The 14237-nt window shown below is 68.9% G+C and carries 14 protein-coding genes; 10 read left to right on the top strand and 4 right to left on the bottom strand.

The features are described 5' to 3' along the window. Positions 1-16: 16 nt before the first annotated feature. The gene (locus DELCS14_RS01075; protein WP_034397700.1) at positions 17-991 is read left to right on the top strand and encodes a response regulator; all 975 of its coding nucleotides are present in this window, start codon (positions 17-19) and stop codon (positions 989-991) included. Here DELCS14_RS01075 and DELCS14_RS01070 read toward each other — a convergent pair. After that, entirely contained in the window at positions 964-1458 is a 495-nt protein-coding gene (locus tag DELCS14_RS01070) for a PACE efflux transporter (RefSeq protein WP_012202156.1), read from the bottom strand. The two genes, DELCS14_RS01075 and DELCS14_RS01070, sit on opposite strands and share 28 nt — an antisense overlap. A 74-nt stretch (positions 1459-1532) precedes the next feature. On the opposite strand from DELCS14_RS01070, the gene DELCS14_RS01065 reads away from it, so the two are divergent. The 4 genes from DELCS14_RS01065 (at position 1533) to DELCS14_RS01050 (ending at position 5488) form a co-directional block, all read left to right on the top strand. Next, positions 1533-2465 carry a LysR family transcriptional regulator gene (locus tag DELCS14_RS01065; protein WP_013800103.1) on the top strand — a complete coding sequence of 311 codons (933 nt, stop codon included), beginning with the start codon at positions 1533-1535 and terminating at the stop codon, positions 2463-2465. A 68-nt stretch (positions 2466-2533) separates the two neighbouring features. Next, on the top strand, positions 2534-4180 hold the full coding sequence (locus DELCS14_RS01060; protein WP_013800102.1) for a hemagglutinin: 1647 nt from the start codon (positions 2534-2536) through the stop codon (positions 4178-4180). Positions 4181-4185: 5 nt separating this feature from the next. Beyond that, entirely contained in the window at positions 4186-4587 is a 402-nt protein-coding gene (locus DELCS14_RS01055) for a hypothetical protein (RefSeq protein ID WP_013800101.1), read from the top strand. Positions 4588-4615: 28 nt separating this feature from the next. Continuing rightward, positions 4616-5488 carry a polyphosphate--nucleotide phosphotransferase gene (locus tag DELCS14_RS01050; RefSeq protein ID WP_013800100.1) on the top strand — a complete coding sequence of 291 codons (873 nt, stop codon included), beginning with the start codon at positions 4616-4618 and terminating at the stop codon, positions 5486-5488. A gap of 24 nt (positions 5489-5512) precedes the next feature. Here DELCS14_RS01050 and DELCS14_RS01045 read toward each other — a convergent pair whose 3' ends face one another. After that, the gene (locus DELCS14_RS01045) at positions 5513-6331 is read right to left on the bottom strand and encodes a fumarylacetoacetate hydrolase family protein (RefSeq protein WP_013800099.1); all 819 of its coding nucleotides are present in this window, start codon (positions 6329-6331) and stop codon (positions 5513-5515) included. A 176-nt stretch (positions 6332-6507) separates the two neighbouring features. Between DELCS14_RS01045 and DELCS14_RS01040 the strand changes: the two genes are divergently transcribed. The 5 genes from DELCS14_RS01040 (at position 6508) to DELCS14_RS01020 (ending at position 12384) form a co-directional block, all read left to right on the top strand. Then, a complete protein-coding gene (locus DELCS14_RS01040; protein WP_013800098.1) occupies positions 6508-7812 on the top strand; it encodes a Glu/Leu/Phe/Val dehydrogenase in 1305 nt (434 codons plus the stop codon). 321 nt (positions 7813-8133) lie between these two features. After that, positions 8134-9102 (top strand): tripartite tricarboxylate transporter substrate binding protein, encoded by a 969-nt coding sequence (locus DELCS14_RS01035; RefSeq protein WP_013800097.1) that lies wholly within the window; start codon positions 8134-8136, stop codon positions 9100-9102. Positions 9103-9131: 29 nt separating this feature from the next. Further along, positions 9132-10712 carry a class I adenylate-forming enzyme family protein gene (locus DELCS14_RS01030; protein ID WP_013800096.1) on the top strand — a complete coding sequence of 527 codons (1581 nt, stop codon included), beginning with the start codon at positions 9132-9134 and terminating at the stop codon, positions 10710-10712. A gap of 20 nt (positions 10713-10732) precedes the next feature. Continuing rightward, entirely contained in the window at positions 10733-11737 is a 1005-nt protein-coding gene (locus DELCS14_RS01025) for a tripartite tricarboxylate transporter substrate binding protein (protein ID WP_043796535.1), read from the top strand. A 194-nt stretch (positions 11738-11931) separates the two neighbouring features. Then, positions 11932-12384 carry a PaaI family thioesterase gene (locus DELCS14_RS01020; protein WP_013800094.1) on the top strand — a complete coding sequence of 151 codons (453 nt, stop codon included), beginning with the start codon at positions 11932-11934 and terminating at the stop codon, positions 12382-12384. 58 nt (positions 12385-12442) lie between these two features. Here the strand turns inward: DELCS14_RS01020 and DELCS14_RS01015 are convergent, their stop codons facing one another. Both DELCS14_RS01015 and DELCS14_RS01010 read right to left on the bottom strand, forming a co-directional pair. Then, positions 12443-12988 carry a hypothetical protein gene (locus DELCS14_RS01015; protein ID WP_012202143.1) on the bottom strand — a complete coding sequence of 182 codons (546 nt, stop codon included), beginning with the start codon at positions 12986-12988 and terminating at the stop codon, positions 12443-12445. A gap of 138 nt (positions 12989-13126) precedes the next feature. After that, positions 13127-14194, bottom strand: a complete 1068-nt coding sequence (locus tag DELCS14_RS01010) for a tripartite tricarboxylate transporter substrate binding protein (protein WP_013800093.1) — start codon at positions 14192-14194, stop codon at positions 13127-13129. Between the last annotated feature and the right edge of the window lie 43 nt (positions 14195-14237).

Genomic DNA, 14237 nt, shown 5'->3' with positions numbered 1-14237 from the left:
CCCGCAAAGGCCACAGATGACGACCGCCGACAGCAGCAGCCACCCCAGCCACCCCCCTCACAACGCCCACGTCATCCTTGTGGTGGACGACGCGCTGGACAGCCTGCGCATGCTGTGCGACGCGCTGGCCGCCGAAGGCTACGTGGTACTCGCCGCCCGCGACGCCGACGAGGCCCTGCAGCGCTTCGCCCTCACCGTGCCCGACGGCGTGCTGCTGGACGCCGTCATGCCCGGCATGGACGGCTTCACGCTGTGCCGCACGCTCAAGGCCACGCCGGCCTGGGCCCATGTGCCCGTGGTGTTCATGACCGGCCTGTCGGACACGGACCAGATCATTCGCGGCTTTGCCAGCGGTGGCGTGGACTACGTGGTCAAGCCGCTGCGCATCCCCGAGGTGCTGGTGCGCCTGGCCACCCATGTGCGCAACGCCCGCGCCACGCGCCAGGCGCAGGAGGCCGTGGACGTGGCGGGGCTGGGCGTGGTGGTGCTCGACGGCCAGGGCCGCGTGGCCTGGCGCTCGCCCCAAGCATCGCGCTGGCTGGAGGAGGCCTTTGCGGACCAGCCCTTCCCGCTGGAGGCGGCCGGGGACTGGCTGGCCGGCGCCCGCCAGCCGGATCAGCCCGGCCAGGCGGATCAGGAGGGCCAGCCCGCCCCCCAGGATCTGGCGCTGGCCCTGGCCGATGGCCGCCAGCTGCTGGCGCGCCACATGGGCGCCAGCGGCCTGGGGGAGTCGATGGTGCTGCTCAGCCACGAGGCGCCGCAGACGCCTGCCGCGCGCCGGCTGCAGCAGGTGGCGCTCACCCCGCGCGAGACCGAGGTACTGTCATGGCTGAGCAAGGGCAAGACCAACCGCGACATCGCCGACATCCTGGGCATGAGCCCGCGCACGGTGAACAAGCACCTGGAGCATATCTTCGAGAAACTCGGCGTGGAGACCCGCACGGCCGCCGCCGCCGTGGCCGGTCAGTTGCTGCAGGCCGGCTCGCCCTGAGCGCGGGGGGCCACCGCAGCGGACGCCGAGGCCGAGGCCGGCAGGCCGAACACATGGTCGAAGCACCAGTTGAAGACATAGGTGTAGACCAGGAAGAAGACCAGCAGGCCGGCCTCCATCACCGTGGCCTCCCACAGCGTGACGCCGAACCACCAGGCCATCAGCGGGATCAGCACCATGGCCAGCCCGCCCTCGAAGCCCAGGGCGTGCACCACGCGGCGCATCACCGAGCGGCCCTTGACGCTCTGGCGCGCCTCCCATTGCTCGAACAGGTGGTTGAAGGTCAGGTTCCAGACGATGGCCAGCGTGGAGGCGGCAATCGCCATGCCGCCCGAATGCCCGGCGCTCTGGCCGATGGCCATGAACAGCAGGCTGGAGGCCGCGATGGCGATCAGTTCATACAGGGTCACGAAGACCACTTTGCGCTTGGGCCCCTGGAGGCCCTTTTTGTGTGTCTGCAAGGTCATAGGGGGCGCAGTTTATTTGTCCGGAATTGAACGTTAAAGTCAGATTCTTTCAATAAAACTGACAGGTTCCCGCCATGTCCTTCCCCGCTGACCAGGTGCCGCTGTTCCTTGCCGTGCTGGACCACGGTTCGTTTTCCGCTGCCGCGCGCCGGCTGGGCCGCGTTCCCTCGGCCGTGAGCATGGCCATCGCCCAGCTGGAGGCGGAGCTGGACCTGCAGCTGTTCGACCGCAGCGGCCGCGAGCCCCGGCCCACGGCGGCGGCGCGCGCACTGGAGCCCCAGGCCCGGCTGCTGGCCGCCCAGCTGCAGCAGCTCAACCACCAGGCGCTGGCCCTGCACCAGGGACTGGAGGAGCGGCTGACCCTGGTGATCGCGCCCGAGCTGCTGTCCACGGCCTGGGCCGCGCCGCTGCAGCCGCTGGTCGAGGAATTCCCGGGGCTGGAGGTGGAGGTGCTGGTGGCCGCCCAGGTCGATGCGCTCAAGGAACTGCATTCGGGCCGCGCGCATCTGGCCCTGGTCTTCGAGCGCCCGGCCATCGACGGCCGCGAGGATTTCCAGGAGATGGGCCAGGAAACCATGGTCGCCGTGATGGCGGCCAGGCACCCGCTGGCCCGGCAACTGGGCGTGGACGGGCAGCAACGCCTGGACGTGGGCCAGCTGGCAGGCGCACGCCAGATCCTGCTGGCCAGCCGCGACCTGGCCCACACCGATCCGCGTTTCGTGATCTCGCACCAGCTGTGGCGCACGGACAGCCATCTGGCGGCCCTGTCGCTGGTATCGGCCGGCCTGGGCTGGGGGTGGCTGCCCTTCAGCGTCGCCGAGCCCCTGCTGCAAACGGGCGCGCTGCTGCGCATTCCGCTGTGCAACATCAGCAACGGCACCCAGCTGTTCGTGGACTGGGTGTGGTCCAAGGAGCGCCCGCTGGGGCTGGCGGCGCGGCGGTTCGTGGAGCAGCTGCAGGTGCCGGTGCGGCCGTTGCCGGACAGCGATGCGGATCGCATCGGGTAGCATCTCTCGCCATATCGGATCAAGAATCCACATCTCCAGCAGCAGGTCACACAAGAGGAAGGGAAAACATGTTCTTTGATCATCAGCACAGCAAAACCGCCATCGCACTGGCTTTGGGCGCCGTCCTGGCCGGTTGCGGCGGGGGTGGCGGCGGCGGCCCGTCCGGCCCGTCTTCCCAGTTGACGGCCGCCTGCTCGGGCACGGCCTGCGGCGCGGCCAATGCCACCACCTATTCAGGCCAGGGCGTGGGCGTCTGGAGCTACACCAACACCACGCAGGCCGAGCAGCAGATTCCTGTGGCGCTGACCAACCTGGGCAGCAAGCAGGTCACGCTGATCTACACCAACAACGGCGACGCCAGCGTGCCCATGCCCGCCCTGACGCTGACACCGCCCGCGGCGACCACCGCCACGGCCCAGAAAAGCCTCAGCGCCGCATCCACAACGGTCAACCAGATTCCCGAGCGCATCCGCAACTTCAAGCCCCGCCTGACGGCAGCGGACACGCAGGCGCGGCAATCCATCAAGCCGCAGGCAGCGGCGATCCTGCCCGTGGGCAGCCAGCGCAGCTGGTTCGTCCAACCCGGCGACTCCCGCATCGAAACCCGCCAGGCCACTCTCAGGCGCCAGGCCAGCGTGCCCACGCCCACCGGCACCCGCACCATCAACGTCTGGCTGGAAGACAGCGAGTACGACGCGGCCAAGGTCAGCGATGCCATGCTCGACACGCTGGTCCAGCGATTCACCAGCGGCTCCGACGCGGTCTACCCCCTGATCACAGGGCTGTCTGGCGAACCCTGGGGAGCACACTCCTACGGCGACCTCATCGACCCCGACCAGCCCCTGGACATCGTGTTCGTGAATTTCGTGCCGGACCGCACTCCGTACGGTCTGCTGGGCTATTTCTGGTCGCTGAACAACTTCAAGGCGGACCCTGCAGATCCCGATGTCAAGTACAGCAACCAATCGCTGTCCTTCTATATGGACACGGAGACGCTGTACCTGGACCCTGCCGCCGGCATGACCAACCAGATCAGCACGCTGTCCCATGAGTTCGTCCACATGACGAACTTCTACCGCCGCAGCGTCCAGCTGTCCAAGCCGGGAACCGACTACGCGTTCGACACCTTCCTGGAGGAAATGAGCGCCATGATGGGCGAAGACATCGTGGCCCAGCGCGTCACGCCCGGCTTCAACTCCATCGCCAGCGGACGCGTCCCCTCCTGGCTGTCCCACTCGGGCTTCAACTGCGATCCGGCCGCCTGGAGCGCCGACACCGCCGCGCCCTGCTTCGGCTACGACGTCAATGGCAGCCTGGGCGCCTATCTGGTGCGCCAGTACGGCGTGGGCTTCTACAAGCAGCTGCTGAGCAACACCACGTCCACCGATTCGCTGCAGGTCCTGGGCAATGCCATCCAGCAGGCCGGCGGTCCCACGCTGCCCGTTGCCGTCCAGCGCTGGGGCGCGAACATCGCCCTGCTGCCCGCAGACAGCCCCAGCGGCTTTGGCTGGCCTGCGCGCACGGAGCAGGGCTTCACCCTGGCGGCGATCAACGGCAGCAGCCTGGCGTCTTCCCGGGTCCTGCCCACCACGGTGCCGGTGAACCTCAATGCGCGCGGCCATTTCCCCTTCCTGCGTCAGCCTGATGCGCAAGGCACCTACCAGGAACAGCTGCGTGTTCCGGCAGGCAGCACGCTGACAGCCGTCGTACGCTGAACGCCATGAACCACGCACACCCGACTGCCTCCGCCCGCGGCCTGCGCCGCAGTCTTCCGCTGCTGCTGGCCAGCGGCCTGGCCCTGCTGAGCGCCTGCTCGGCCCCGGCTTCGCCCGCCGCCAGCGCGGCTGCGCCAGCCTCGGGCGCGGCGGCCGAACCGGGCCAGCCCCTGACCCTGCAAGGCCGTCTGGTGCTGCGTGGCAATGCGCCCCATGAGCAGCCCGTGCTGCAGACCGCCTCCGGCGAGACCTGGCAGCTCAAGGGCCTGAGCGCCGAGCAGGTCACGCAGTGGCAGCGGCAGAACGTGGAGGTCCGGGGCCAGCCCGGCCCCAGGCCCGCCGCTGGCGCCGCGCCTTCGATGGCGCCGCCGCAACTGCAGGTGCAGTCCATTCGCGCCCAGCCCTGACCTTCTCCGCTCACCCACCGCTCAAGCCATGGACGCCTTCAACCCTTTCTCCAGCCGCGATGCGGCCGTGCAAAAGCTCTGGGAGCAGTGGCAGCCGCGCTCCGCCAAGTCCGACAAGGACAAGCCCATTGCCCTGGCCGACTTCGACCCGGGCGCCAAGCCCTTTTCCAACGGCAACGGCAAGACCGAGGACAAGGCCGCCGTCGAGGCCCTGGCCGAAGAGATCGACGCTCTGCAGAACCTGCTGTACGCCGACCGCCGCTACAAGCTGCTGGTCGTGCTGCAGGGCACGGACACGGCGGGCAAGGACGGCACCATCCGTGGCGTCTTCGGCCGCACCAGCGCCCTGGGCATGAACGCCGTGGGCTGGAAGGCGCCAACCGATGCAGAGCGCGCGCACGACTACCTGTGGCGCATCCACCAGCGCGTGCCGGGCGCAGGCGAGATCACGGTCTTCAACCGCAGCCACTATGAGGATGTGCTGGTGCCCGTGGTCAATGGCTGGATCACGCCCGAGCAGCAGCGCCAGCGCTTTGCCCACATCAACGACTTCGAGCGCATGCTCAGCGAGACGGGCACCGTGGTCGTCAAGTTCCTGCTGCACATCAGCGCCGACGAGCAGCGCGCGCGCCTGCAGGAGCGCCTGGACGACCCGGCCAAGCACTGGAAGTTCGACGAGAACGACATGAAGGTACGCACGCAGTGGAAAGACTACCAGCAGGCCTACGGCCAGTTGCTGGGCGCCACGCACACGCCCTGGGCGCCCTGGACCATCGTGCCCGCGGATTCCAAGACGCACCGCAACCTCATGATCGCCACCTTGCTGCGCGAGGTGATGCGCAACCTTGACCTGCGCTTTCCCGAAGGCGATCCAGCCCTCAAGGACTACAAGATCACCTGATCACTCGATGGCCTGCCTGATGCCTCACAGCTGCAGGCGGGCCTCGGCGATGCCGTCCAGCTCGGCCACCACCAGGTCACCGGCCTGGGCAAAGGCCAGGCCATTCCACGTGCCCGTAGTCACCACCGTGCCTGCGGGCACGCTGCCATAGCGGCGCACCAGTTCCTGCAGCCAGCCGGCCAGCAGCCACAGCGGGTCACCCAGCGGATGCGTTCCGGTGAACGCCTGCAGCGGCGCCGCGCCCACGCGCAGCCGGCAGACCTGGGCAGACCAGTCCCGCGGCGACTCGCGCGGCAGCAGCCGCGAAGCGTCCTGCCAAGTTCCCAGCACCAGCGCGCCATGGCACAGGCCGTCGGCGGCCAGCAGCAGCGGCGGTGCCTTCAGATGCTGGCGCCAGCGCGTATCCACCACCTCGATGGCGGCGGTGATGCCGTCGATCAGCTCCAGGCCCTCGCCGGGCTGCAGGGCGGCGGCCATCTCGGCCGTGATATCGCGACCCAGGCGCAGGGCGATCTCGGCTTCGATGCCGCGCAGGTGCAGCGGCGCGCCGCCAGCGACCGAGGGGCTGGCCCAGACGCCTTCTTCGGGCAGCGGCGCATGGGTCAGCGGGGCATCGCGGCGCGGCGCGCCAGACTTCCAGTAGCCCGGAACGCGGCCCGGTCCCTGCTGGCTGCCGGCCACGCGCCAGCCCAGGGCGGGCGCCATGGCGGCCTGCACGGCCTGTGCATCTGCGGGCGTGCGCACCACGTCGGCCCAATCGTCGGCGTCCAGCAATTCGCCGCTGTGGCGTGCCTGGAGCAGCGCATGGGCCAAGGCTGTGGGAGTGCGGGGCGTATTCGTCATGGGGCGGCTTTCCTGGAGTGCATCGGTGGGTCTCAAGCGGCCCCGATTGTCCGCTGGACAAGGCGCTCCCAGGGTTATGCATTAAATGCATAAGGCTCTCGCTCATAAGGCGTTGGACAGCGCATAGCCCCGGGAATAAGCTCAAAACCCTCAGACAACTCTTGTGTGGAACCACCATGCAGCAACCCGCTTCGGCCGGCGTTACCAACCACGCCATCCCTTCCTACCTGCAGGCCGATCACCTCGGCCCCTGGGGCAACTACCTGCAGCAGGTCGATCGCGTCACGCCCTACCTGGGCCATCTCGCCCGCTGGGTCGAAACCCTCAAGCGCCCCAAGCGCATCCTGATCGTCGATGTGCCGATCGAGCTGGACAACGGCACCATCGCCCACTACGAAGGCTACCGCGTGCAGCACAACCTGAGCCGCGGTCCCGGCAAGGGCGGCGTGCGTTTCCACCAGGACGTGACCCTGTCCGAAGTCATGGCCCTGTCGGCCTGGATGTCGGTCAAGAACGCGGCCGTCAACGTGCCCTACGGCGGCGCCAAGGGCGGCATCCGTGTCGATCCCAAGACGCTGTCGCGCGGTGAGCTGGAGCGCCTGACGCGCCGCTACACCAGCGAGATCGGCCTGCTGATCGGCCCCTCCAAGGACATCCCCGCGCCTGACGTCAACACCAATGGCCAGATCATGGCCTGGATGATGGACACGTACTCCATGAACACCGGCGCCACCGCCACCGGCGTGGTCACGGGCAAGCCCGTTGACCTGGGCGGCTCGCTGGGCCGCGTCGAGGCCACCGGCCGCGGCGTGTTCACCGTGGGCGTGGAAGCGGCCAAGCTGACCGGCCTGTCGGTCCAGGGCGCGCGCATCGCCGTGCAGGGCTTCGGCAACGTGGGCGGCACGGCGGGCAAGCTGTTCGCCGACGTGGGCGCCAAAGTGGTAGCCGTGCAGGACCACACCGGCACCATCCACAACGCCAATGGCCTGGACGTGCCGGCCCTGCTGGCCCACGTGGCCGCCAAGGGCGGCGTGGGCGGCTTTGACGGCGCCGAGGCCATGGACGCTGCCGACTTCTGGAGCGTGGACTGCGACATCCTGATCCCCGCCGCACTGGAAGGCCAGATCACCAAGGACAACGCCGGCAAGATCAAGGCCAAGATGGTGATCGAGGGCGCCAACGGCCCCACCACCACCGAGGCCGACGACATCCTGACCGAAAAGGGCGTGCTGGTGCTGCCCGACGTGCTGGCCAATGCCGGCGGCGTGACGGTGAGCTACTTCGAATGGGTGCAGGACTTCTCCAGCTTCTTCTGGAGCGAGGACGAGATCAACGCCCGCCTGGTGCGCATCATGCAGGACGCCTTCGCGGCCATCTGGCAGGTGGCCCAGCAGCACGGCGTGACGCTGCGCACCGCCACCTTCATCGTGGCCTGCCAGCGCATCCTGCATGCGCGCGAGATGCGGGGACTGTATCCTTGATCACCCCCTGAGGCGCTGACGCGCCTTCCCCCTCTCTACCCGCTCCGCGGGGGAGGGGGACGATGCCCTCGCCGCGAGGCGGCTCTTGCTCGGCATCTCCCGCTTGGAGACGCGCCAGTTTTTGGCGCTGTGCACCACACGGTCAATGAAAGGCGCTTCGGCGCCTTTTTTCTTGTGGTCGCCTTTTCGGCAACGGGTTAGCACGCGTTCCAGTGGGCCTAAGCGCGGGTTTCCGAATGGCGAAGCGGATCTCCAGTCAAACCCTGGTGCCCTGGGGCCCAGGGTTTTCTATCGTTGCGGGCAGTGAACTGGAGACTGCCCATGACCGTCCGCCGCAGCCTGCTGGCCTTGCTGGCCGCTTTGCCTTTTTTCTCCCTGGCTCCTGCCGCCGCGCTGGCGGCGGCCTGGCCTGAACGCCCCATCACCATCGTCGTGCCGGCCGCCGCTGGCGGCACCACGGACATTGCCGCGCGCGTGCTGGCCGAGAAGATGGGCAAGGACCTGGGCACCTCGGTGGTGGTGGAGAACAAGGGCGGGGGCGGCGGCAGCATCGGCACGGCCCAGGTGGCGCGCGCCAGGCCCGATGGCTACACGCTGCTCATGGGCAACATCGGCCCGGTGGCCATCAATTTCAGCCTGTACAAGCAGCTCAGCTACAAAGAAAGCGATCTGCGCGGCATCACCAATGTGATCTCCGTGCCCAACATCCTCGTGGTCCATGCCGATTCGCCCGTGCGCAGCGTGCGCGAGCTGGTGGAGCTGGCCAGGACCCGGCGCCTGAACGTGTCCACATCGGGCGTGGGCCAGTCGCCGCACATGTCCTCGGAGATGTTCCGCCAGAAGGCCGGCATCGAGGTCACGCTCGTGCCCTTTCCCGGGGCCGCGCCTGCGGTCACGGCGCTGCTGGGCCAGCAGGTGGACTACATGATCGACAACCTGCCCAGCTCCATGCCGCACATCAGGAGCGGCAAGTTCCGCGCGCTGGCCATCACCAGCGCCACGCGCTCGGCCCAGTTGCCCGAGGTGCCCACCATGACCGAGGCCGGCGTGCCGATGAAGGTCACGGCCTGGTTCGGCCTGCTGGCCCCTGCCGGCACGCCCGATGCCGTGGTCGAGCGCATTCAGCAGTCGGCCCGGCGCGCCATGCAGACGGCCGAGGTGCGCCAGCGCTTTGCCGACCTGGGCGGCGTGCCCGGTGGCGAGACACCGGCCGAGTACGACGCCTTCATCGCCCAGGAACGCAAGAGCTGGGCCCAGATCGTCAAGGCCGCAGGCCTGTCGCTGGAATAGTGGCCCCTCCCGTCCCTCCCGCCCCTCCCATGCAAGAAGACATCGCCTCCCTACTGCGCCAGCCCTTTGGCTCGCTGCCCGAACTCGTCGCGCTGCAGGCCAGCCAGCACCCCCGCCACACCGCCCTGGCCATGGACGGCCGCAGCCTCGACTACGCCGCGCTGCGCCTGGGCATGGACCGCGTGGCCCTGCGCCTGCAACGCCAGGGCCTGGGCCCCGGCGACGTGGTGGCCATCTGCGCGGGCAGCTCGCCCGAGTACGTGCTGGCCTTCCTGGGCGCGCTGCGCGCGGGCGTGGCCGTGGCGCCGCTGGCCCCGTCGGCCACGGCCGGCCACCTGAGCGCCATGCTGGACAACTGCGGCGCCCGGCTGGTGCTGCGCGATGCGGAAACCGCCGCGCAATGGCCGCTGCAGGCCGGACAGGATCTGCAATGCGTGGCCCTGGACGGCGCTGTCGAAGCCGGCATGCCGTGGTCGCAATGGCTGGCTGCGGACGAAGCGGACCATGGCACGGCACCCATGCCCATCCACCCCCAGCCCGACTGGCCCTTCAACGTCATCTACTCCTCGGGCACCACGGGCGTGCCCAAGGGCATCGTCCAGTCCTGGGCCATGCGCTGGGCCCATGTGCAACGTGCCATCCACAACGGCTACGGGCCCGATGCCGTCTCGCTGTGCGCCACGCCGCTGTACTCCAACACCACCCTGGTCGCGGCCCTGCCCACCTTGGGGCTGGGCGGCACCCTGGTGCTGATGCGCAAGTTCGACGCGGCGCACTACCTGGAGCTGGCCGAGCGCCACCGTGCCACCCACACCATGCTCGTGCCCGTGCAGTACCAGCGGCTGATGCAATGCCCGGGGTTCGACGGCGCCGACCTGAGCCGCCTGCGGCACAAGTTCTGCACCAGCGCACCCTTCCATCCCGCGCTCAAGGCCGAGGTGCTGCGCCGCTGGCCCGGACGGCTCATCGAGTACTACGGCATGACCGAAGGCGGCGTGCGCTGCGAGCTGCACTGCCATGACTTCCCCGACAAGCTGCACACCGTGGGGAGGCCGGGACCGGGCGCCGACATCCGCTTCATCGATGAGCAGGGCCGCGAACTGCCGCCCGGCGAGCAGGGCGAGATCGTGGGCCGCTCGGCCGGGATGATGAGCGGCTACCACCGCCTGCCCGACAAGACGCAGGAGGCAGAATGGTTCGATGCCCAGGGCCTGCGCTTCATCCGCAGCGGCGACGTGGGCCGCCTGGACGAGGACGGCTTCATCGTGCTGGGTGACCGCAAGAAGGACATGATCATCACGGGCGGCTTCAACGTCTACCCGAGCGACATCGAGTCCGTGCTGCTGCAGCACCCGCAGGTGGCCGAATGCGCAGTGATCGGCGTGCCCTCCGATGCTTGGGGCGAGACCCCCGTGGCCTACGCCGTGGCGCGCCCCGATGCCACGCCCTCGGCCGCCGAGCTGCGCGAATGGCTCAACGCCCGCGTGGGCAAGACCCAGCGCGTGGCCGAGCTGCGGCTGGCCGCCAGCCTGCCGCGCAGCGAGATCGGCAAAGTGCTCAAGCGCGCGCTGCGCGAGCAGTACCAGGCCGGCGCCCTGTCCACTTCATGAAACGGAGTCCCCCCATGCCCATGTCCATGCCCATGCACCCACTCCCGCGCCGCCGCCTGCTGTCCTGCCTGGCCCTGGCGACCTTCGCCCTGCTGGCCCCGGCCACCCATCTCGCCCATGCTGCCGAGGCCTGGCCTGCCAAGCCCATCCAGCTGGTCATTCCCTATCCACCCGGCGGCAGTGCCGACCTGCTGGGCCGCCCGCTGGCCGTGCAGCTGCAGCAGCAGCTGGGCCAGCCCGTGGTGCTCGAATACAAGCCCGGCGCAGGCGGCACGCTGGCCTCGCAATATGTGGCGCGCGCCAGGCCCGATGGCTACACCGTGCTCATGGTGCTGGCCGCCCATGCCATCAACGACAGCCTCTATCCCAAGCTGCCCTACGACACCCGCCGCGACTTCGCGCCCGTGTCTTTGGTGGCCAACCTGCCCATGGTGGTTGCGGCCAGCAGCAAGCTGCCGGCAAAGAACATCCAGGAACTCATCCAGGCCGCCAAGGCCAACCCCGGCAAGCTCACCTTCGGCTCGGCGGGCAACGGCAACACGGGGCATCTTGCGGCCGAGTACTTCGGTTCCATGGCAGGCGTGCGCATGACCCATGTGCCCTACAAGGGCAGCGCGGGCGTGGTCAACGCCATGCTGGCCGGCGACATCGACCTGACCTTCGACAGCATCTCCACCTCCATGCCCCACATCCGCAGCGGGCGCATGCACGCGCTGGCCGTCACCAGCCCGCAGCGCTCGGCGCTGGCGCCCGAGGTGGCCACCATCCAGGAGCAGGGCATCGCAGGCTTCGACGTGACCGGCTGGTACGCCGTCATCGCGCCGGCCGGCACGCCCGCCGAAGCCACCCAGCGCCTGAGCCGCGAGATCGCCACCGCCCTGCGCCAGCCCGCGCTGCAGGCCCAGCTGGCCGCCGGCGGCTACGAACCCGTGGGCTCCACGCCCGAGGCGCTGCAGGCGCATATCGACAAGGAAATCACGCGCTGGGCCACTGTCGTCAAATCGACAGGTGCACGGGTGGATTGAAAGTCACCCCCTGAGCGGCTGCGCCGCTTCCCCCGTGTGCACGGCGCCCTCTCTCGCTTCGCGGGAGGGGGGCATCCGGGCAACCGGCGGCACCCTCGGTGCGGGGCGGCGCGGCCGGCGTAGGCCCTTCCTCGGTGCCCCGGAGTCGGTACACGCCAGTCTCGAGCGCCGCGCCCAATGCGATGATGATGTCCATGAATACACCCATCAAAGAACACCCGGCCAACCCCTTCGAAGGCGAGGCACCCGGCATCCTCTTCGGCCTGCCCATGCCCATGGCCCGCGCCATGAAGCTCAGCGGTGAACGCATCGGCGAGGACCGCGCCCAGATCCGCATGGGCTTTCAACCGGATCAGGCCAATAGCCGCGGCGACGTGCACGGCGGCGCCATCGCCTCGCTGCTGGACTGCGCCCTGGCCTCGGCCTGCCGCTCGCATGACCCCACGGCCTTCGGCGTGGCCACCATCGATCTCACGCTGCACTACGTCTCGGCCGGCAGCGGCGATCTCATCGCCACCGCCCACTGCGAGCGGCGCGGCCGCTCCATCAGCTTCGCGCGCGGCGAAGTGCGCTCCGAGGACGGCACCCTGGTGGCCCTGGCCACGGGGACGTTCAAGCTGATGGCGCGCAGCCCGGCACAGGCCTGAGCGCAGGGCACGCGCGGCGCCGGATGGCGCCGGACGGCACTTGCGTGCCGCCGCGTCGTCAGAGCCGCTTTTCCTTGGCCTCGATCAGCTTTTGCATCAGTTCGCAGACCTGCCTGGCCTGCTCCTGCGTGATGTCGATGTTCTCGATCACCGAGCGCTTGAACTGGATACCGTTGACTGCGCCGCTGTTCTCGATGAAGCCCAGCGTCAGGGTGCGGTTCAAGAAGTAGATGACGGCCGCGATGCCCCAGCCGATCAGCATGACCACCAGGCCTGCAAAGAAGCTCTGGGCCATCATGGACCCGCCCATGAACAGAGACAGGGCACCGATGCCCAGCGCCGTCTTCCAGGGCTTGTGATAGCCGTAGTAGGTGGAGCAGATGCCCTGCAGGGGGATCAGGCGCGACTGGGTGCCCGACAGCGAGGCGCTGCTGAACTCCAGGCGCTCGCTGCCCACGCGGATGGTGGTGGTGGGATCGATGTTGACCTTGGACAGGATCCAGGCGACCAGGCCACCTTCGCGGCCTGTGATGGCAATGTGGTTGCCCTTGTCGTCTATGGGTTGCTCGCTGGCCTTCCAGGCCTTGATGACCAATGCACTCACGGTAATACCCTCTCTTGAATGTTTGAGAAACCACGGGCTGTCCCGTCATGGCATTGCACCACCGGGGCCGCCTGAGGAGGGGCGATTACAGCACAGGGCATGAGTGCAGCCTTGGGCAACCAAGGCCGCTGTGCGCCATCAACCGGGTTGCACCCCCGCCGACTGCAGCAGCCGCCCCCAGACCGGAGCCTCCTGCGCCCAGGCCTTGCCGAAGCGCTGGGGCGTGTCGTCATCCACGGGCACGAAGCCGGCCGCGATGATGCGGGCCGTGCCTTCGCGGCTGGCCACGGCGCGGTTGGAGATCTCGCCCCATTGCCGCGTGAGGTCGGCCGGCAGGCCCTTGGGGCCGGCGATGGCCAGCCAGCCGGACAGTTCCATGGCCTCGTGGCGGTAGCCGGCCTCGGCAAAGGTGGGCACCTCGGGCAGCAGGGGCACGCGGCGCGTGCCGGTGACGGCCAGGGCGCGCAGCTTGCCTGCATCGATGTGGGGCTTGAGCGTGAGCAGGCTGCCCATGCCGATGGGGATGCGCCCGCCCAGCATGTCCTGCACCATCAGCGCCTCGCCCCGGTAGGCGGCATGCGCCATGCCGGCACCGGCCATGTCGCTGAGCACGGCGCAGGCCAGGTGGCCGTGCGAGCCTATGCCGTAGGAGCCATATGAGAGCTTGCCCGCGTTGGCCTGGGCCCAGGCCATGAATTCGCGCAGGTTGGTGGCGGGCACGTCGGCCGTGACCACCAGGGCGATGGGCGCCATGCACACGCGCGACAGGGGCGTGAGGTCGGTCAGCGGGTCGTAGGCGGTCTTCTTGTAGAGGTATTTGTTGGTGAGCATGGTGGAGGTGGTGCCCAGCAGCAGGGTGAGCCCGTCGGGCGCGGAGCGGACCACCATTTCGCCGCCGATCAGTCCGGCCGCCCCGGGCTTGTTGTCCACCACCACGGTCTGGCCCAGCTGCTGGGCCATGCGCTCGCCCAGGATGCGCGCAATCACGTCGGTGGCGCCGCCCGCCGCAAAGGGCACGACGATACGCACGGGCCGCGTGGCAAAACCGGCCTGCGCCAGCACGCTGGCGGGCACTGCCGCCGCGGCGCCGGCCGCCAGGGCCAGCGCCTGGCGCCGATTCAATCGGTTGTTCAGTCGGTCATTCAGACGATCATTCAATTGGCCGTTGAATCCGCTGTTCGATGCCGTCCCGGAGATCACTGCCATCACACGCTCCTTTGCCTGGGTGCCTCCATGGGTGGAGATACCG

This window comes from Delftia sp. Cs1-4 (genome assembly GCF_000214395.1).
Taxonomy (GTDB): domain Bacteria; phylum Pseudomonadota; class Gammaproteobacteria; order Burkholderiales; family Burkholderiaceae_C; genus Comamonas; species Comamonas acidovorans.
The sequence above is the reverse complement of the archived record's forward strand: the minus strand, read 5'-3'. Positions and strand labels throughout refer to the sequence as shown.